This window comes from Desulfitibacter alkalitolerans DSM 16504 (assembly GCF_000620305.1).
Taxonomy (GTDB): Bacteria; Bacillota; DSM-16504; order Desulfitibacterales; family Desulfitibacteraceae; genus Desulfitibacter; species Desulfitibacter alkalitolerans.
This window is the reverse complement of sequence record NZ_KK211103.1, coordinates 280,215-299,192: the sequence shown is the minus strand read 5'-3', so window position 1 is coordinate 299,192 and position 18,978 is coordinate 280,215. Positions and strand designations below refer to the sequence as shown.

Annotated in this window: 17 protein-coding genes, 1 tRNA gene, 2 rRNA genes and 1 other annotated feature; of the genes, 19 read left to right on the top strand and 1 reads right to left on the bottom strand. The window is 40.0% G+C overall.

Annotated elements, in window-relative coordinates:
- The 11 genes from K364_RS0118025 to radA all read left to right on the top strand — a co-directional run.
- Nucleotides 1-1,677 (top strand): 23S ribosomal RNA (locus tag K364_RS0118025); the annotation flags it as partial.
- Between the two features lie 165 nt (nucleotides 1,678-1,842).
- Nucleotides 1,843-1,953 (top strand): 5S ribosomal RNA (gene rrf, locus K364_RS0118015).
- Between the two features lie 62 nt (nucleotides 1,954-2,015).
- Nucleotides 2,016-2,090 (top strand) — tRNA-Asn (locus tag K364_RS0118010).
- 440 nt (nucleotides 2,091-2,530) lie between these two features.
- Nucleotides 2,531-3,469 carry an ABC transporter substrate-binding protein gene (locus K364_RS0118005; RefSeq protein WP_028309184.1) on the top strand — a complete coding sequence of 313 codons (939 nt, stop codon included), beginning with the start codon at nucleotides 2,531-2,533 and terminating at the stop codon, nucleotides 3,467-3,469.
- Between the two features lie 211 nt (nucleotides 3,470-3,680).
- The gene (locus K364_RS0118000; RefSeq protein ID WP_028309183.1) at nucleotides 3,681-4,100 is read left to right on the top strand and encodes a nucleoside recognition domain-containing protein; all 420 of its coding nucleotides are present in this window, start codon (nucleotides 3,681-3,683) and stop codon (nucleotides 4,098-4,100) included.
- Between the two features lie 10 nt (nucleotides 4,101-4,110).
- Nucleotides 4,111-4,617 (top strand): nucleoside recognition domain-containing protein, encoded by a 507-nt coding sequence (locus K364_RS0117995; protein WP_028309182.1) that lies wholly within the window; start codon nucleotides 4,111-4,113, stop codon nucleotides 4,615-4,617.
- A 144-nt stretch (nucleotides 4,618-4,761) separates the two neighbouring features.
- Nucleotides 4,762-5,232: a CtsR family transcriptional regulator gene (locus tag K364_RS0117990; RefSeq protein ID WP_028309181.1), complete on the top strand. Its 471-nt coding sequence runs from the start codon at nucleotides 4,762-4,764 to the stop codon at nucleotides 5,230-5,232.
- Nucleotides 5,233-5,247: 15 nt separating this feature from the next.
- Nucleotides 5,248-5,778, top strand: a complete 531-nt coding sequence (locus tag K364_RS0117985; RefSeq protein ID WP_028309180.1) for a UvrB/UvrC motif-containing protein — start codon at nucleotides 5,248-5,250, stop codon at nucleotides 5,776-5,778.
- On the top strand, nucleotides 5,778-6,824 hold the full coding sequence (locus K364_RS0117980) for a protein arginine kinase (RefSeq protein WP_028309179.1): 1,047 nt from the start codon (nucleotides 5,778-5,780) through the stop codon (nucleotides 6,822-6,824). The genes K364_RS0117985 and K364_RS0117980 overlap by 1 nt, the downstream gene beginning before the upstream one ends.
- A gap of 19 nt (nucleotides 6,825-6,843) precedes the next feature.
- Nucleotides 6,844-9,339 carry an ATP-dependent Clp protease ATP-binding subunit gene (locus tag K364_RS0117975; RefSeq protein ID WP_028309178.1) on the top strand — a complete coding sequence of 832 codons (2,496 nt, stop codon included), beginning with the start codon at nucleotides 6,844-6,846 and terminating at the stop codon, nucleotides 9,337-9,339.
- 122 nt (nucleotides 9,340-9,461) lie between these two features.
- Nucleotides 9,462-10,835 (top strand): DNA repair protein RadA, encoded by a 1,374-nt coding sequence (gene radA, locus K364_RS0117970; RefSeq protein ID WP_028309177.1) that lies wholly within the window; start codon nucleotides 9,462-9,464, stop codon nucleotides 10,833-10,835.
- Between the two features lie 93 nt (nucleotides 10,836-10,928).
- Here the strand turns inward: radA and K364_RS0117965 are convergent, their stop codons facing one another.
- The gene (locus tag K364_RS0117965) at nucleotides 10,929-11,324 is read right to left on the bottom strand and encodes a nucleoside triphosphate pyrophosphohydrolase family protein (protein ID WP_028309176.1); all 396 of its coding nucleotides are present in this window, start codon (nucleotides 11,322-11,324) and stop codon (nucleotides 10,929-10,931) included.
- Between the two features lie 347 nt (nucleotides 11,325-11,671).
- Between K364_RS0117965 and K364_RS0117960 the strand changes: the two genes are divergently transcribed.
- From K364_RS0117960 to K364_RS0117925, 8 genes are all read left to right on the top strand, one after another.
- Nucleotides 11,672-12,148 (top strand): CarD family transcriptional regulator, encoded by a 477-nt coding sequence (locus K364_RS0117960; RefSeq protein ID WP_028309175.1) that lies wholly within the window; start codon nucleotides 11,672-11,674, stop codon nucleotides 12,146-12,148.
- 119 nt (nucleotides 12,149-12,267) lie between these two features.
- Nucleotides 12,268-13,404 carry a PIN/TRAM domain-containing protein gene (locus K364_RS0117955; protein ID WP_028309174.1) on the top strand — a complete coding sequence of 379 codons (1,137 nt, stop codon included), beginning with the start codon at nucleotides 12,268-12,270 and terminating at the stop codon, nucleotides 13,402-13,404.
- A complete protein-coding gene (ispD, locus tag K364_RS0117950; RefSeq protein ID WP_028309173.1) occupies nucleotides 13,388-14,083 on the top strand; it encodes a 2-C-methyl-D-erythritol 4-phosphate cytidylyltransferase in 696 nt (231 codons plus the stop codon). The genes K364_RS0117955 and ispD overlap by 17 nt, the downstream gene beginning before the upstream one ends.
- Nucleotide 14,084: 1 nt before the next feature.
- The gene (ispF, locus tag K364_RS0117945; protein ID WP_028309172.1) at nucleotides 14,085-14,579 is read left to right on the top strand and encodes a 2-C-methyl-D-erythritol 2,4-cyclodiphosphate synthase; all 495 of its coding nucleotides are present in this window, start codon (nucleotides 14,085-14,087) and stop codon (nucleotides 14,577-14,579) included.
- Between the two features lie 31 nt (nucleotides 14,580-14,610).
- Nucleotides 14,611-16,065, top strand: a complete 1,455-nt coding sequence (gene gltX, locus K364_RS0117940) for a glutamate--tRNA ligase (RefSeq protein WP_035270061.1) — start codon at nucleotides 14,611-14,613, stop codon at nucleotides 16,063-16,065.
- A gap of 46 nt (nucleotides 16,066-16,111) precedes the next feature.
- Nucleotides 16,112-16,329 (top strand) — a binding site (T-box leader).
- 113 nt (nucleotides 16,330-16,442) lie between these two features.
- Nucleotides 16,443-17,117: a serine O-acetyltransferase gene (cysE, locus tag K364_RS0117935; protein ID WP_028309170.1), complete on the top strand. Its 675-nt coding sequence runs from the start codon at nucleotides 16,443-16,445 to the stop codon at nucleotides 17,115-17,117.
- Nucleotides 17,117-18,580, top strand: coding sequence for a cysteine--tRNA ligase (gene cysS, locus K364_RS0117930; RefSeq protein WP_028309169.1), 1,464 nt, complete (start codon nucleotides 17,117-17,119; stop codon nucleotides 18,578-18,580). Before cysE ends, cysS begins: the two co-directional genes overlap by 1 nt.
- A complete protein-coding gene (locus tag K364_RS0117925; RefSeq protein WP_028309168.1) occupies nucleotides 18,564-18,971 on the top strand; it encodes a Mini-ribonuclease 3 in 408 nt (135 codons plus the stop codon). Before cysS ends, K364_RS0117925 begins: the two co-directional genes overlap by 17 nt.
- The last annotated feature ends 7 nt before the right edge of the window (nucleotides 18,972-18,978 follow it).

The following is an 18,978-nucleotide window of genomic DNA, read 5'->3' as shown; positions in this document are numbered from 1 at the left end:
AAGGACATGTGGAGAGCTAAGAAGAGAGAATGCCGGTATGAGTATGCGAGAAAGAGGTGAGAAACCTCTTCACCGGAAGCCTAAGGTTTCCTGGGGAAGGCTCGTCCGCCCAGGGTAAGTCGGGACCTAAGCCGAGGCGTAAAGCGTAGGCGATGGACAATCGGTTGAGATTCCGATACCACCATATAACCGTTTGAAGGAAGTGGTGACACAGGAGGGTAGGTTAAGCGCACCGTTGGTCGAGTGCGTCCAAGCCAGTAGGAGGTAGAGGCAGGCAAAACCGTTTTTATGCTAACTCCAAGAGGTAACGGGGAGCGAAAATAAGTAGCGAACTAACTGAGCCCACACTGTCAAGAAAAGCCACTAACGAGGTTATGAGGTGCCCGTACCGCAAACCGACACAGGTAGGCAGGGAGAGAATCCTAAGGTGAGCGAGAGAACCCTTGTTAAGGAACTCGGCAAAATGACCCCGTAACTTAGGGATAAGGGGAGCCTCATGTAGGGTAGGTATTTAAGCAAATACTGGCTCGAAGAGGCCGCAGAGAATTGGCCCAAGCGACTGTTTAGCAAAAACACAGGTACCTGCTAAGGAGAAATCCGAAGTATAGGCGCTGACGCCTGCCCGGTGCTGGAAGGTTAAGGGGAGAGGTGCAAGCCTTGAACTGAAGCCCCAGTAAACGGCGGCCGTAACTATAACGGTCCTAAGGTAGCGAAATTCCTTGTCGGGTAAGTTCCGACCCGCACGAAAGGCGTAACGATTTGGGCACTGTCTCAACAGGGGGCTCGGCGAAATTGTAGTACCCGTGAAGATGCGGGTTACCTGCGGCAGGACAGAAAGACCCCGTGGAGCTTTACTGCAGCCTGATATTGGGCTTTGGCATGTTATGTACAGGATAGGTGGGAGACTGAGATACTAGGGCGCCAGCCTTGGAGGAGTCAATGGTGGGATACCACTCTTAACATGCTAGGGTTCTAACCAGTATCCATGAAACTGGATATGGGACAGTGTCAGGTGGGCAGTTTGACTGGGGCGGTCGCCTCCCAAAAAGTAACGGAGGCGCCCAAAGGTTCGTTCAGCACGGATGGAAATCGTGCGTAGAGTGTAAAGGCAGAAACGAGCTTAACTGCGAGACAGACAAGTCGAGCAGATACGAAAGTAGGGCTTAGTGATCCGGCGGTACCGAGTGGAAGGGCCGTCGCTCAACGGATAAAAGCTACCCCGGGGATAACAGGCTTATCTCCCCCAAGAGTCCATATCGACGGGGAGGTTTGGCACCTCGATGTCGGCTCATCGCATCCTGGGGCTGAAGTAGGTCCCAAGGGTTGGGCTGTTCGCCCATTAAAGCGGTACGTGAGCTGGGTTCAGAACGTCGTGAGACAGTTCGGTCCCTATCCGCCGCAGGCGCAGGAGATTTGAGAGGAATTGCCCCTAGTACGAGAGGACCGGGGTGAACAAACCTCTGGTGCACCAGTTGTCGTGCCAACGGCACAGCTGGGTAGCTAAGTTTGGCAGGGATAAGTGCTGAAAGCATCTAAGCACGAAGCCCCCCTCAAGATAAGATTTCCCACTGGCAAACCAGGTAAGACACCTGAGAGAACATCAGGTAGATAGGCCGGAGGTGTAAGGGCAGTAATGTCTTTAGCTGACCGGTACTAATAAGTCGAGGGCTTGATCTAAACAAACAGAGGTCAGAGGTCGGAAATCAGAAGTCGGATTAGAAGCACAATTGGCTATGCCAATTGCAACGAGTACTGACATCTGACGACTGACATCAGACATCCGTTCTTGCAGGTAGAAAAAAGCTGTGTAGTTTTGAGAGAGTAGAAAAACTCAAAAAGATTTTCGGTGACGATGGCGGAGGGGTAACACCCGTTCCCATACCGAACACGGAAGTAAAGTCCTCCAGCGCCGATGGTACTAGGTTCTCCTGGGAGAGTAGGTCGTCGCCGAACTAAATTTTTAACACTAAAGCTTAAATCAAATATGGTTTAAGCTTTATACAAATCCTCAATAATCCTCGGTAGCTCAATGGTAGAGCACTCGGCTGTTAACCGAGTGGTTGCTGGTTCGAGCCCAGCCCGGGGAGCCATCATTTGAACTTAACTAGCAATATAAGCTAGTTTTTTTGATTCAACTTTTTGTTCGACATTTTTCTATTTTTTATTCTGTGTTACTAAAGTATAAATTATATTGCAATAATAAAGCATAACATGATATAGTTTATTATGAATATTAAATAAATATATAACTATGCAACGATTTAATGCTGCGTAGTTGCAGTGCTTTATCAAGATAAAATCATACAAAATAAGCCTTGCAAAGGTTAAATTTAACCTTTGCTATTAGACATGTTGGACATGTGTGATTAATACACAAAATATCTTAATTGTTCTGAAATATTTACTGTAAAAGTGAACTTACTACCAAAAACATGCTTGATTATTAATTATTGAACTGGTGGTTTAGGGGGTGAAAGAATAAATATTAATAGCTTTTACTTTTTAGATTTTATAAAAGGAGGATTTTAGGGTGAGGTTAAAAACAAAAATTTTACTTGTAAGCCTATTAGTAGTTATGTTAATGATCAGTGCCATTGGATGTGGAGGAGGAACAAAGTCAGGTGATGATGCAAAAGGTCCAACTATAGTTGTAGCCTCAAAGACTTTTACTGAGAGTATTTTTTTGGGTGAAATGCTTGTTGAGCTCCTTCAATATCATGGTTATCCTGTCCAAAATGAAGTAGGTTTAGGAGAAACTGCTATATTGAGGCCAGCTCTTGTGTCAGGAGAGATTAGTATGTATTATGAATATACAGGCACAGTACTAATGACACAGATGCAGCAGCCTGGAATGTACGACCCTGAGGAATGTTATCAAGCTGTTAAGAAATGGGATTTAGAAACAAATAACATTGTTTGGTTGGACTATGCACCAGGAAATAACACTTATGAATTTATCGGAAGGCCTGGAATTAAAGCAGAATATGGCTTTGAAAAAGTTTCAGACTTTGTAGAGTACTCAAATAATAATCCGAACAATGGCTTTAAATTTGCTATGCTGGAAGAATGGTATGAGAGAGAAGACGGACTTACAAGATTTGCTAATATATATGGATTGGACAGAAGCAATATTAATCCATTTTTCCTAGCAATGGGATTAACTTATGATGCCTTGAGGGAAAAGCAAGCAGATTTTGGTATTGCTTTCTCTACAGATGGTAGAATTGCTGCTTTTGGACTAGATACCTTTGAAGATGACAAAAATTGTTTCCCAGTGTATAACCCTGCACCTACAGTTCATGGTGACATTATAGAAGCATATCCAGAAATAGTACCTATTATTAACGAGCTTTCCGCCCTATTAGACAATGAGACTTTGATGGAGCTTAATAGAAGAGTAGATGTTGATGGTGAAGAAACATATGAAGTGGCAAGAGATTTTCTTAAAAAGAATGGTCTAATTAAATAGTAAATCAGCAGCATAATGATTTTATGCCTTTATTACCTTCGTAATAAGGGCTTTTTTATATATCTGGTGCCCTGCTAAAGCAGGCGTTGCTAACATTGCAAACTATTAATTTAATGCCTGAAACAACCTGACTAGAAATTCATAGTGAATAAAATTTGCTAGTGTAGTAAAATATTGAATGTGGCGTTAGATAAATGAGAAGGTGTAAAAAATGGTCCTGATAAATGCTCTAAAAAAAGGCCTGTTTCATGGTATTCAGTTAACATATGATATTGCAAAAATTATTGTGCCAATTTATATTGTCCTAAGCTTTTTAGAAGCCGTGGGTGTGCTAGAAAGGGTAGCCCTTGTAGCAGAACCTTTAATGAAATTAGTTGGACTGCCAGGGGAAATGTCGTTGGCCCTTGTCCTAGGCAATGTTTTAAATATGTATGCGGCAATTGGAGTAATAGTTGCCGTAGGAATAGATGTTAAGCAGCTGACTATTATATCAGTAATGCTGCTTTTTTCACATACCCTGCCAGTTGAGCTTAGTGTAGCGAAAAAGACAGGGATACGTGTAGCAGGAATAGCTATACTAAGGATTTCCGTTGCATTTATTAGTGGTATATTATTAAATATTATATTGTAGAGGTGAAGCAATGGAATTTGTTTTAGAAACAGCTGCAAATGGTCTATTTGGCAGTTTAAGAAGTGTTGCCAAGATTGCCATGATAGTAATTCCCATTATGGTATTTATTGAGATATTAAAGGCTTACTCAGTACTTGAAAAAATATATTTTGTACTTGAACCTCTGCTTAAGCTTTTTAGACTTCCCAGGGAGGCTGCTCTTCCCTTGATGGCAGGGCTTATTTTTGGGATTACATTTGGAGCAGGACTAATAATCCAGGCTGTTCGTGAAGGTCATTTGTCAGGTAAGGATATAGTTATTGTAAATGTATTTTTGGCTTTATGCCACTCATTGATAGAAGATACCTTTCTATTTGTAGTTTTGGGAGCCAGTGCTGTTACGCTAATTAGCGTGAGGTTGATTTTCGCACTAATAATAACCTTTATCCTAGCCCGGTACTATGATGGCATAATGAATTTAGCAGCCAAAATTAAAGCTAACAAAACTAAGAATATGCAACAAGTAAATAAGGGATAATAAAAGGGGCCATATGGTCCTTTTTTGTATTATTTAACGCTATCCTGAAGTTGCATAAACTTTTACCAGAAGGTGATAATATGGCTAAGGTCAGAAAAGGTCAAAAGGTGATGGAAGATTAAACCTTATTCAGAGGGGTGCCTTATGTCCAGTTTAGCAAATAAAATACAAAAGTATATAAATGAATTATTAGCAAATAGTAAGGAAGGATATATTGAATTACAAAGGAGCAAGCTAGCTGAACAGTTTGTATGTGTTCCTTCGCAAATAAACTATGTTCTTGGTACCAGATTCACAATTAAGCAGGGATACGTGGTTGAATCTCAACAGGGTGGTGGAGGTTATCTGAGAATTATTAAGCTGCCTCTAACAAACGCACAGCTTTTAACCTTAATTGATGAAACCATTGATAAAAGCGTATCTGAACATGGAGCCATGGAGCTGTTAAAAAGGCTTTACAATGAAGATCTTCTAACCTTTAGAGAGATGCTTATAATGAAGTCGCTAATCCAGAGAGAAACATTAGATGAAGGATTAAAAAGAGATGAGATAAGGGCAAGACTAATAAAGGCAATGCTAATTACATTGCTTAGACAGGAATTTCAGCAAAATTAATCAGGAGGGTTTAATATGTTTTGTGATGAGTGCAAGAAAAGGCCTGCAGCTGTTCATATTACTAAAATCATAAATAATGATAAAACCGAGGTAAACCTATGTGATGAATGTGCAAAAAAATATCAGCAGGAGCTAGGCTTTAGTTTTGATTCTAACTTCTCTTTCCATAAATTCTTAACTGGCCTTTTAGAAGCAGATGGGAAAAATACAAATATTGAGAAGGAACTAACCGAATACTTAAGATGTGAAAAGTGCGGTGCAGATTATAATCAGTTTCAACAAAGTGGTAGGTTGGGATGTGCAAGGTGTTATGATAGCTTTGGAGATAAGCTGAATATACTTCTAAAAAGAGTGCATGGAAGCAATATACATGGAGGGAAATTCCCCAAAAGGTCAGGGTCTGATTTGCGCATAAAGCAGGAGATTAAAGTCTTGAGAAATAAGCTTCAAGCTCTAGTATCAGCAGAGGAATTTGAAAAAGCTGCAGAAATCAGGGATGAGATTAGGAAGTTGGAAAAAAGCGTTGAGCCGAAAGGGGAAATATAATGGATAAAGAAAAATTAATTTCCTTAGAGGATAGATGGATTGCAGAGGAAGGTTATTATTCAGATGTTGTTATTTCAAGTAGGATAAGATTAGCTAGAAATTTGTTAGATTTGCCATTTCCCCAATTAATGAAACAAGAGGATATTAATGCTCTTTTCCATATGATTACAAGCACCATTGAAGGAATACAGCCAGAATTAGAGCTGTGGCAATTAGAAGATTTGAACAAACTGGAAAAGAGAATATTAGTTGAAAAGCATCTCATTAGTCCAGAACAATCAGAAAAGGGCAAGGGAGCTGTGTTATTTAATAAAGACAGGTCAATTAGTATCATGGTTATGGAGGAGGATCACCTAAGAATACAGGCTATTTTACCTGGCCTAGACTTGTCGGAGGCTTTTAAAATGGCAGATGAAATAGATGATCTGCTAGAGGATAGGTTGGATATTGCCTTTAATGAGAAATACGGCTATTTAACCTCATGTCCTACTAATGTGGGTACTGGATTGAGAGCATCTGTAATGCTTCATTTGCCAGGTCTAGTGCTTACAAAGCAGGCTAGTAGAATATTATCTGCTCTTACCCAGGTTGGTGTGGTTGTACGAGGCATTTATGGAGAGGGAACAGATGCCTTGGGAAATCTATTTCAAATATCTAATCAAATAACTATTGGTCGAAGCGAAGATGAAATTATAAATAATTTGTACAGTATTGTTTTAAAGATAATTGATCAAGAAAAGTCTGCACGAGGTTTGTTGGTTAGAGAAGTTGAAAATGTTTTGGCAGATAAGGTATATAGAGCCTATGGAATACTGACAAATGCAAGGATTATCACTTCAGAAGAGGCATTGTCCCTATTATCGGATTTAAAGCTGGGTATTGATTTAAAGATTATAGATGGCATTGAGCCCAATATCTTTCAAAGGGTCATGATTAGCATGCAGCCAGCATACCTTCAATGCTCCATGGGTAAGGAAATGTCTCCCATGGAAAGAGATATTAGTAGATCTCAGATCATAAGAAATTTACTAACAAATAAAGCTTAAAAGAGATGGAGGAGATTAAATGTTAAATAGATTCACAGAAAAAGCACAAATGGTATTGCGCCTTGCCCATGAGGAGGCTGCAGCAATTGGCCAAAGCACAGTAGATACTGAGCATCTCTTGTTAGGTCTTCTTAAGGAAGGCAAGGGTATTGGGGCAAAGGCACTAGCTTCCCTAGGGGTAAATATAGAAAATGCTAGAGAGGAAACAATACAGCTCGCGGGAAGGGCTGAGCCTATAACACCAGGTAAGGACATACACATTGGACCAAGGGCAAAAAGGGTAATTGAGCTGGCTTCTGAAGAGGCTAGAAATCTAGGGGTAAAATATATAGGCACCGAACACCTTCTTTTAGGTTTAATAAAGGAGGGTGAAGGTGTAGCATCTAAGGTCCTTGGCAAATTTAATGTCAATGATGAAAGGCTTAGAATGCAGGTAATGAAACTTCTTGGAGGGTTTGGAGGACCACTTCCAGGAGGGAATCAAGGTTTTCAGGATCCCTTTGGAAAGCTATTTGATAATAATTCAGCTAAAAATAACCAGGCCTTTGGTCGAGGCAACTCACCGGCAGGCACTTCCACACTAGACCAATATGGCAGGGATTTAACTCAATTAGCAAAGGAAGATAAGCTGGATCCTATAATTGGAAGAAGCAAGGAAATTGAAAGGGTTATACAGATTTTAAGCCGTAGGACTAAGAATAATCCTATCCTTATAGGTGAACCGGGAGTTGGTAAAACTGCCATTGCCGAGGGATTGGCACAAAAGATTATTCATAATGATATTCCAGAACTTCTAAAGGATAAAAGGGTAATAACCCTGGATTTATCAGCCCTGGTAGCAGGGTCGAAGTATAGAGGGGAATTTGAGGAAAGATTGAAAAAGGTTATGCAGGAAATAAGGGAATCTGGAAATATTATCCTATTCATAGATGAGCTCCATACTTTGATAGGAGCAGGAGCTGCCGAGGGAGCTATTGATGCTGCCAACATTTTAAAACCAGCCCTTGCAAGGGGCGAGATTCAATGCATAGGAGCAACTACCCTGGATGAGTATCAAAAGTATATAGAAAGGGATGCAGCCCTGGAAAGAAGGTTCCAGCCAATAATGGTAGATGAGCCTTCCAAGGAGGAAGCTTTGCTTATTCTAAAGGGATTAAGAGACAAGTATGAAGCCCACCATAAGACTAAAATTACTGATGAGGCCATAGAGGCTGCTGTAAAGCTCTCAGACAGATACATTACAGAAAGATTTTTACCTGATAAGGCTATAGATTTGATAGATGAAGCGGCCTCTAGAGTACGTTTGGCCTCCTATATTGCACCCCCTGAAATTAAAGAATATGAAGGCAAGCTTGAGCTTATCCAGCAGGAGAAGCAAGAAGCAGTAAACAGCCAGGACTTTGAAAAAGCGGCCAGGCTGAGGGATAAGGAGAAACAAGTTAAAGAACAGCTAGAAGAAATAACCTCCCAATGGAACTCTAAAAAAGGTAAAAATATTATGCAGGTAACAGCTGAGGATATTGCAAAAATAGTATCCAGTTGGACAGGGATTCCTGTATCGAGCCTTGAACAAGAAGAAACAGAGAGACTGCTCAAATTAGAGGATATATTACATGAGAGGGTAATTGGACAGGATGAGGCAGTTAAGGCAGTTTCCAGGGCTGTACGTAGGGCAAGAGCCGGGTTAAAAGACCCTAGAAGACCTATTGGTTCTTTCATTTTCCTGGGACCTACGGGAGTTGGTAAAACTGAACTTGCCAGAGCATTAGCGGAAGCCTTATTTGGAGATCAAGATGCATTAATAAGGTTAGACATGTCAGAGTACATGGAAAAGCATACAGTCTCAAGGCTCATTGGTGCACCACCTGGATACGTGGGATATGATGAAGCAGGTCAACTTACTGAGGCTGTAAGAAGAAAACCTTACAGCGTTATACTTCTTGACGAAATAGAGAAAGCACATCCTGAAGTGTTTAACATTTTGCTTCAGGTCTTAGAAGATGGAAGACTAACTGATGCCAAGGGCAGGGTTGTGGATTTTCGCAATTCAGTTGTAATAATGACTTCCAATGTGGGTGCTGACCTTATTCGTAGGGAAACAACAATGGGTTTTGTCATTGAATCAGATGAGAGCAGCTTTGAAAAGATGAAGGAAAGAATCATGAATGATTTGAAGAGGACCTTTAGGCCTGAGTTTATAAATAGGATAGATGAAACTATCGTATTCCATTCCCTCAAGAGGGAGCATATTTTAGAGATAGTAGACTTAATGTTAAAAGAGCTTAATCTTAGACTGGAGGAAAAAGGCTTTTCAGTTGAAGCTACTGAGGAAGGCAAGAAAAGGTTGGCTGAGGAAGGATACGATGAAAAGTTTGGGGCCAGACCTTTAAGAAGGGCAATATTAAGATTAGTCGAAGACAACTTATCCGAAGGCTTGTTGGAAGGAAAATATCAAACTGGAGATAAGGTAATAATTAAGGTGATAGATGATAAGCTGGAGCTAGAAAAGGCATAGAAATAGCCCTGTTATTTTTCCTTTACCATCTAGATGGGTTTTGATAATCTATAGGAAAGCTATTAATGGAGGTGACAGGGCCCTTACCTTATATTTGGAATCATGACCTAGGCCTGATTTATATGAAAACAAAGACTGTATATGTATGTTCAGAATGTAAGCAGGAGAGTTCTAAATGGCATGGTCGTTGTCTGAACTGTAATTCCTGGAATACACTTGAAGAAACACTTTTGGATAATAAGAAAAAAAGCACTACAAACAGAAAAAGGGCTTCCAGCATGAGATTGTCGGAAGTCATCTCGGGCAGCAGCCATAGAATTGTAACCGGCATGAATGAATTCAATAGAGTGGTGGGTGGTGGGATAGTACGGGATTCAATTACTATCCTCACCGCCAAACCTGGTGCAGGCAAATCTACCCTTTTACTGCAGATTGCAAATGATCTTGGCAGTCAGGGGTATGTTGTTATGTACGCCTCTGGGGAAGAAAGTGAAAGTCAGATAAAATGTAGGGCTGATCGAATTTTTGATGAGGTTAATGAAAATGTATGGGTGATTTCTGACACTAGTCTTGATAATGTACTGGCATCTATTGAAACAATAGATCCGGACCTTATAATTATTGATAGTATTCAGACGTTTGTTCTAGAAGCATTTCCAGGTTCAAGGGCTGGGTCGCCAACACAAACCATGGAATGTGCAGGTGAACTATTAAAGATAGCAAAAAACCCTCAAAGACCCAGGGCAGTCATTATGGTGGGTCAAATGACAAAAGAAGATGAACTTGCCGGGCTGCGGGCTCTGGAACACTTGGTAGATACAGTAATGCTCATTGAGGGGGAAAGCGGTGAAGAGTTAAAAACTCTTACGTCGACAAAGAATAGGCATGGGGGAACAATGGAAATGGGGTTCCTCACCCTTGGCGAACGGGGCATGGTCTCCATTGATAATCCGTCAGAGTATTTTATGACAAAAAGAGAGGATGGAACCGAGGTATCAGGAAGTGCCCTGGCTGTTATGAAAGAAGGCACTCGGCCAATCATCATTGAAGTTGAAAGCCTTGTCTCCAGTTCTTTTACTCCTTATCCTTTGAGGATTGGAGAAGCGTTGCGAAAGGAGCAGATGAACACCCTTATTTCCATCCTGGAACAGCGGGGTGGCGTCAATCTTTACGATAAAAACGTGGTTATTAAAATAACGGGAGGCATTAAAATTAAGGAACAGGCTGCAAATCTTGCAGTAATCATGAGCATCGCATCCTCAGTTTTCAAACAGCCTATTCCAAACCATGTCGTCTTCGTCTCTGATGTTGGTCTTACGGGAGAACTTAAGAAAGTACCTTCTCTGGAAGTGCGGGTAAAGGAGCTTGATAGAATGGGCTTTAAAAAAGTGTTTGTGGCAAAAGATTCATCCAAAAACCTCAGAATCGGTAATATAGAAATTATTGAGGCCCAGAATCTTCAAGAAGTGCTGAAGGGAGTGTTCAAAATACTTTAAGCTGCCCTGCATACAAAGCTTTATAGTATTTTATAGTTATTTTATAGTATAGAATCAAAAGAAGGTTCAAATACTGAACCTTCGTATGTAAAACTATCTAAAATTGAATTTACCTAGAGTAAGAATTTTTGCGTTTTCCTTAACTAGAATTTCGTCAAGATTTAAATTTAAGGTGTTGCAGAGAGCTGTAATATAAAATAAAAGCTTTCCTATTTCTGTTTCAATAACATCCTGACAATCAGGACACAGCTGCCCAGCCAAATCACTATCAAGCATATTTTTTATATCTAATATATTTATATCCTCTGGCCACTGATGCTTCTTGGCCTCAATTTCTATACATCCGCATTGGGTAACTGCCTTAATTGTAGCACGGTTAACCTTAGCACTTGCCTCGTCTGTTTTTGAGATAATATCAAGAATGCTTTTGTGTCTTATTGTGAATTGGGCAACAGTTTCTTGAAAATCTTTACATATTTCTTGATCCATAATTTCACTCCTTCGCCAGGTTGATCCCTGCTTGAGTTGTCTAACCTTCCTTGGTGTTTTCATTATACTGAGAAAAGACTTGTCTTGTCAATGAAATCAAGGAATAAGATATTACCAATTGAAAATAGGTATAATTTATAAACTACAAGTAAATTGAAAACAATCCAATTATAGCCATTAAAAATAAATGTACGGGCAAATGAAAAAACATGAAAAAAGAATTATAAAATAGTATCTGGCTAATTGACATGCTTTAAATGCTTGTGATATAATATCTACTATTTGACATGAATTCATCCTAACTGGTATAATTATTGTATAATATGAGTACCCCGGGAGGTAAGTGAATGTTTAAAGTCGGCGACAAGGTAGTATATCCCATGCATGGTGCTGGAATTATTGAATCCATTGAAGAGAAGGAAGTTTTAGGAGAAAAAAGAAGTTATTATATTATGAAGATTCCCATTGGCGACATGAAGGTTATGGTACCTATGGATAATGTCCAAGATATTGGATTAAGGCAGGTTATAGATACCCAGGAGATGTCTGAAGTCATAGGGATATTACAGGATAAAAACAGCACAATGAATGTTAGCTGGAATAAGAGATATAGAGCTAACATGGATAAGATAAAAAGTGGTAATATTTTTGAAGTCGCCGAAGTAGTGAGAAATCTGACCATTAGAGATAAAGATAAGGGTTTATCCACAGGGGAAAGAAAAATGCTTGAGAATGCCAAGCGCATATTAATAAGCGAACTGGTCCTGGTTAAAAACATTGCCGAGGATCAAGTAGAAGACTTGCTGCACAAGGTGTTAGCTTAGAAAAGGGAACTAACTAACAGTTCCTTTTTTGTTTTTATATATATACTTGTTGCACCAGTTTCCAGATATTTGTATAATAGTTGCAGTAGCTTGTTAAACTATAGGAAGGAGGTGAAGTAATGTTAAAAAAGATAGCAAGAATAATCATAATGTTGATTATTGCAGCTGTGTGTTTTTCGATTACTGTCTATGTGTTGGATTTGAGTTTTGTTGATAATATCCCTCAGGAAGCAAAATGGGCCATCGGAGGTCTAGTGACCATCGTAGCAGCACTTATAGGTTTTACCATTGCCCCTTTAATCATCAATAGTATAATTCAGTTGACAGAATGGCTGGAAGTAAAACTACAAAAGACACCTACGTTTGACATAGTTGCAGGTGTTATAGGTATTATTATTGGACTTATTATAGCCAATTTATTAGGCGTTTCTTTTTCCGCGCTCCCTTTTGTTGGGGACTATATACCAATGATTACTAGTGTTGTATTTGGATATCTGGGCTGGAGTATAGGCACCAAGAAAAGAGATGAAATTCTTTCATTGGTCAATATTTTCAAGTTTGGAAAAGACAAGCAAACGAAGGTATATTCTAAAAGTGGCGGTTACAAAATATTAGATACCAGTGTCATAATCGATGGTAGAATATCTGATATTTGTAAAACTGGCTTTGTTGAGGGAACCCTGCTAATTCCTAGTTTTGTATTAGAGGAATTAAGGCATATAGCAGATTCCTCTGATGCTTTAAAAAGAAATAGGGGAAGAAGGGGTCTGGATATCCTTAATAAAATTCGCAAGGAATTGGATATCAAGGTTCAAATCTATGAGCAGGATGTTGAAGATGTAGTTGAGGTAGACAGCAAGCTTGTTAGGCTTGCTCAAATGCTAAATGGTCAGGTTGTTACAAATGATTATAATTTAAACAAAGTAGCAGAACTTCAGGGTGTAAAGGTGTTAAATATTAATGAATTGGCCAATGCTGTAAAACCAATTGTACTTCCAGGGGAAGAAATGGTAGTTCAAGTTATCAAGGATGGCAAAGAAAGCGGTCAGGGAATTGCATATCTTGATGATGGCACAATGATAGTAGTAGAAAATGGCAGAAAGTACATTAATCAAACCATTCATGTTATGGTAACAAGTGTTTTGCAAACAGCAGCGGGCAGGATGATTTTTGCAAAACCAAAGGGTGCTGATAAAAATAGTGATGGAGCCAAGTCTGCCTGGGGAGAGGTGAAAGCAGGTGCCTTACGTAACTAGTATAGTTGTAGCAGCCGGCTCAGGGAAGCGAATGGGTGCAGAGACTAAAAAGCAATATCTGTTGTTAGATAATAAACCTTTATTTATACACACATTAGAAGTCATGGAGAAGCAGGGGAAGATTACTGGAATAATATTAGTAGTGCCACCAACTGATCTTCATTTGTGTAAAGAGCTGATAAAAGAATACTCTATAAAAAAAGTCTTATATGTAGTATCTGGAGGAGATACTAGAGGGGCATCAGTATATAGTGGATTGCAAGCTGTACCTGAGGATTCAGAATTTGTGGTCGTGCATGATGGTGCACGACCTTTTTTATCCCAGAAGGTTTTGGAAAAGGTTTTGGAGGCAGCAATACTAGAAGGTGCAGCAATTGCAGCTGTTCCTGTAAAGGATACCATTAAGCAGATTAATCCTGGTGGATTGGTCCAAAAAACCCTTGACAGGAGTTCCCTGTGGACAGTTCAGACACCTCAAGCTTTTCGAAAAGACCTGCTGCTGGAATGCTATAAAAAGGCTATTGAGGACAATTTACAGGGGACTGATGATGCTTCCCTTTTGGAGGCCTATGGCTATCCGGTTACAGTGGTTATGGGTGATTACAGGAATATGAAAATTACAACTAAAGAAGATCTGGTATTCGCAGAATACCATTTAAAACAAGGGGGATTAGATTAGAGTGCGCTTTGGGATCGGCTACGATGTACATAAGCTGGTGGAAGCCAGGGCATTAATTATTGGAGGAGTAAGGATCGATTATCCTAAGGGTCTAGACGGGCATTCAGATGCAGATGTGCTTCTACATTCCATAATGGATGCTTTGCTGGGAGCAGCGGCTTTAAGAGACATTGGGTATCATTTTCCAGACACAGATGTAAAATATAAGGGTGCTGATAGCATGGTTTTGTTGAATGCTGTGAAACAAAAAGTCTGTCAGGAAGGGTATAGGGTTAATAATGTTGACGCAACTATCATGTGTCAAAAACCAAAGCTGTCTCCCTTCATTCCTCAAATGATAACCAATATTGCCAAATGCCTTGGCATATCTGAGAATTGTGTGAATGTGAAAGCCACCACAACGGAAGGCCTGGGTTTTATCGGTAAGGGAGAAGGAATAGGGGTTATGTCTGTAGCCTCTGTTGTACCAGTAGATGGTAAATGGTATAATAAATAGTCTTTATATACATATGGAGGAGGAATGCACAATGCATAACAAGGTCAGGGTAAGGTTTGCACCAAGTCCAACTGGACCTTTACATATTGGTGGTGCCAGATCGGTTCTTTTTAATTATTTATTTGCCAGGGGACAGAATGGAACGCTTGTTTTGAGAATCGAGGATACTGATTTAGAACGTTCAAGCAGAGAATCTGAAGAGAACATAAAAGCTTCATTAAGATGGCTTGGACTCAACTGGGACGAGGGAATAGACGTTGGCGGTCCGTATGAACCTTACAGGCAGACAGAAAGGCTGGACGTCTATGAAAAGTATGTAAACCAATTATTAGCATCTGGACATGCTTATAAATGCTATTGTACTGAAGAGGAATTGGAGGAACAAAGGGAAGTATGCAGGCAAAAGGGAGAGCTGCCTAGATATCTTAACCGATGCAGAAAGCTCACAGAAAAAGAACAAGGCGAGCTGGCAAAAAACCGTAAAAGTGTAGTTCGCTTTAGAGTGCCTGCAGGTGAAGTTATTAGGATAGATGACAGGGTTAGAGGCATTGTTACCTTTGAGTCTGATGGTATTGGGGACTTTATTATTGTTAAGTCTGACGGCATTCCCACATATAATTTTGCAGTTGTAATAGATGATGCTACCATGGAGATAACCCATGTTATTAGAGGTGAGGAGCACCTTACAAACACCCCGCGCCAGATCCTCATCTACAAGGCCCTTGGTTTGCCTGAGCCAAGCTTTGCCCATGTGTCCTTGATATTAGGAAAAGACAAGTCAAAAATGAGCAAGAGACATGGGGATACATCTGTGGAACAGTATATAAAAAAGGGTTACTTGCCAGAGGCCCTTATAAATTTTCTGGCTTTAATGGGTTGGGCTCCTGAAGGGGAGGAAGAGATCTTCACAATGGAGCAGTTAATAGAAAAGTTCTCATTAGATAGGGTGTCTAAAAGTCCAGCAGTATTTGACATGGAAAAACTAAACTACATTAATGGCTATTATATTCGCAATAGTTCCATTGAGTTGCTTACTAAAATGGCAATACCATACCTTCAAGAGGCTGGATATGTTCCTGCCCAAGTAGATGCTGAGTATGAAAAATGGCTCCAGGGAGTTGTGGGTGTAGCTAGAAACTATGTTTCATACATGGCAGAAATACCTGAATATGTAGATGTGTTTTTTAATGATGAATTCAAAATGGAGGATGATAAGGCCCTTGAAGCATTAAAGGGTGAGCAGGTTCCAGATGTACTAAGGGTTTTACAAGAGAAGGTTGAAAAAAGGGCCCTGCATCCAGAGGAAGTCAAGGATATACTAAAGGAGATTTGTACAGATTTAAACCTTGGGGGTAAAAAGGTATTCATGCCTATAAGAGCGGCCCTTACAGGTAAAACTAAGGGGCCGGAGATGCATGACTTAATACCTCTGCTGGGGCCAGAGAGAATTGCTAAAAGAATAAATAATTCCCTGTCACAAATATAGTTGACAATCAATCCTATAGGCCTTATAATTTGAAACAAAAAATTGGTAAAAGGTAATGCCCGGGAGGGTAATCGGTGGTACAATCTACAGAGAGGATCCCATTTGGCTGAAAGGATCTGGTTTAAGCCGGTGAATGCACCTGGAAACCTAACTGCTGAATTGTTTTATTTAATTAGGTAGTTACGCCTGGCCTCGTTATTGGCTGTACGAGTGGGATATTATTATCCAAACAGAGTGGAACCGCGGGAATCCTTCGCCTCTGATAGATTAGCGAAGGATTTTTTATTTTATTTTACTTTATTTAGTGAGCCTATATGTTTTTAGGAATAATAGAATAATAATGTAAATATACCGTTTGAAAAATAGGGGGAGATATCGTGTTTAAGAGAATTAAAAAAGATATTCAAATAATTTTTGAGAGAGACCCTGCAGCTAAAAGTGTATTAGAGGTCATCCTGAATTATCCTGGTTTTCATGCTGTTTTAATGCATCGTCTCAACCACTGGCTGTACAAAAGGAACTTTATAGTTTTATCACGTTTTCTTTCGCAGATAAGCAGATTCTTTACTGGCATAGAAATACATCCTGGAGCAAAGATTGGAGAAGGGCTTTTTATAGACCATGGAATGGGTGTGGTAATTGGAGAAACCACAGAGATAGGCTCTAATGTAACCCTATACCAGGGAGTTACCCTTGGGGGGACCGGCAAGGAAAAGGGCAAGAGGCACCCTACAATTGGCAATAACGTGGTTGTCAGCACAGGTGCCAAGGTATTAGGCTCCATAACCATAGGTGATAATGTTAAAATTGGTGCGGGCTCAGTAGTTTTAAAGGATGTGCCTCCTAACTGTACAGTTGTGGGAGTACCTGGTAGAATTGTTAAGAGAGATGGCGCAAAGGTTGCCACCTGTGTTCATGTGCAAAAAGATAGTGCCATAGATTTAAATCATGGCAAATTACCAGATCCCGTCTCTGAAATGATAGAATGCCTGGAGGAGCGTATAAGAAAACTTGAGGACCGCATAAAAGAGCTGGAGGAAACAAAAAAATGATTAAGCTTTATAATACCTTAACGAGAAAAAAGGAGCCACTGGAGACAATTGAAGCAAATAAAGTCTTGATGTATATATGTGGCCCTACCACTTACAACTTTATTCATCTTGGGAATGCCAGGCCCATAGTAGTTTTTGATACCATTAGAAGATATTTTGAATACAGGGGCTATAGTGTAACCTATGTGCAAAACTTTACTGACATAGATGATAAAATTATTAACAAGGCAAGGGAGGAGGGCATAGCTCCTCTAGATCTGGCAAAAAAATACATTGAAGAATACTTCAAGGACGCTGACAAGCTAAATGTAAAAAGGGCTGACGTACACCCGAGGGTTAGTGAGCATATAGATGATATTATTCAAATGGTTGATAGATTAATTGCTAGTGGTGCTGCTTATGAAGTTGACGGGGACGTTTACTTTGATGTAAGGGAATTTGAAGGTTATGGTAAGCTGTCTGGCAGAAGTCTTGATGAATTAAAAGCAGGTGCCAGAATTCAAGTTGATGAACGCAAAAAAAATCCACTGGATTTTGCACTGTGGAAGAAAGCAAAGCCAGGGGAACTTTCCTGGAATAGTCCCTGGGGCCAGGGAAGACCTGGATGGCATATTGAGTGCTCTGCCATGTCACTAAAATACCTGGGAAAACAATTTGACATTCATGGTGGAGGTCATGACCTGGTTTTTCCCCATCATGAAAATGAGATTGCCCAATCACAGGCCTGTGGCTGTGGTTTTGCCAGGTATTGGCTGCATAATGGCTTCATCACTGTAAATCAAGAGAAAATGTCAAAGTCTCTAGGCAATTTCTTTCTGGTAAGAGAGATACTGGAGAAGTTCTCGCCAGATGCAGTTAGATTCTACCTCCTGGCAACACATTACAGAAGCCCCTTGGACTTTGATGATGAGAAATTAGTTGTAGCCACCAAGAGCCTGGAAAAAATAAAAAACTTGAGCACAACCTTATCAAAGCTTCTGGAAAGCCCTGTACAACAGGAAGATAAAGAGTACAATATAATATATAATATAGTAGAAGATCTTGAAAGAAAATTTACTGAAGCAATGGATGATGACTTTAATACCGCCCTTGCCATTGCGGCGTTATTTGATTTTGCAAGAGAGATTAATGGTATTATAAATTCTCCGTCCTTTGTAATTACAGAAAAAACTAAAGAAGCTCTTAATAAAGCAGCAGCAGCTTTAAAACAGTTAGGGGGTAATGTTTTAGGCCTGCTCTTTGATACAAAGGATGACCCAGACAAGGCCTCAGATAGTTTGGCAAACGATCTCATGGATATACTCATAGGGGTTAGGGCCCATGCTCGTCAGCAAAAACTATGGGCCTTTGCAGACAAAATAAGAGATGAGCTTAAAGAAAAGGGTATTGTATTAGAGGACAGTCCCCAGGGGACCAAGTGGAAATTATTACAGAAGGAGCAGGGAGATGGATCTAGATCTTAACCTGGAAGCTAATGACGTTAATCCAGAATTCATGAATCCCCTTGTTTGGGCTTATATTGGCGATGCAGTGTATGAGCTTTATGTTCGAACTCACCTGGTTACACGAGGTCCATCAAAGGTTAATCAGCTGCATTGCGAGTCAATAAAATATGTCAAGGCATCAGCCCAGGCCGACTTTGCAAGAAAAATTACTGAAAACCTAAATGAGGATGAGATTAGAATAATGAAAAGGGGTAGAAACACAAAGTCTACAGTGCCAAAAAACGCTGATGTGGCAGACTACCGGTACAGCACGGGGCTGGAAAGCCTTTTAGGGTACTTATATTTGCAAAACAAAAAGGAACGATTAATGGAGATATTAAACATGCTAGAGCTAGAAAAAGAAGCATAGGTGGGAT

Excerpts from the sequence above, each read along its gene's own strand:
- gltX (WP_035270061.1), top strand. The coding sequence starts at position 14,611 with ATGCATAACAAGGTCAGGGTAAGGTTTGCACCAAGTCCAACTGGACCT.
- K364_RS0117955 (WP_028309174.1), top strand. The coding sequence starts at position 12,268 with ATGTTAAAAAAGATAGCAAGAATAATCATAATGTTGATTATTGCAGCT.
- K364_RS0117995 (WP_028309182.1), top strand. The coding sequence starts at position 4,111 with ATGGAATTTGTTTTAGAAACAGCTGCAAATGGTCTATTTGGCAGTTTA.
- radA (WP_028309177.1), top strand. The coding sequence starts at position 9,462 with ATGAAAACAAAGACTGTATATGTATGTTCAGAATGTAAGCAGGAGAGT.
- K364_RS0117985 (WP_028309180.1), top strand. The coding sequence starts at position 5,248 with ATGTTTTGTGATGAGTGCAAGAAAAGGCCTGCAGCTGTTCATATTACT.
- K364_RS0117990 (WP_028309181.1), top strand. The coding sequence starts at position 4,762 with ATGTCCAGTTTAGCAAATAAAATACAAAAGTATATAAATGAATTATTA.
- K364_RS0117980 (WP_028309179.1), top strand. The coding sequence starts at position 5,778 with ATGGATAAAGAAAAATTAATTTCCTTAGAGGATAGATGGATTGCAGAG.
- K364_RS0117925 (WP_028309168.1), top strand. The coding sequence starts at position 18,564 with ATGGATCTAGATCTTAACCTGGAAGCTAATGACGTTAATCCAGAATTC.
- K364_RS0117975 (WP_028309178.1), top strand. The coding sequence starts at position 6,844 with ATGTTAAATAGATTCACAGAAAAAGCACAAATGGTATTGCGCCTTGCC.
- K364_RS0118000 (WP_028309183.1), top strand. The coding sequence starts at position 3,681 with ATGGTCCTGATAAATGCTCTAAAAAAAGGCCTGTTTCATGGTATTCAG.
- K364_RS0117960 (WP_028309175.1), top strand. The coding sequence starts at position 11,672 with ATGTTTAAAGTCGGCGACAAGGTAGTATATCCCATGCATGGTGCTGGA.
- K364_RS0117965 (WP_028309176.1), bottom strand. The coding sequence starts at position 11,324 with ATGGATCAAGAAATATGTAAAGATTTTCAAGAAACTGTTGCCCAATTC.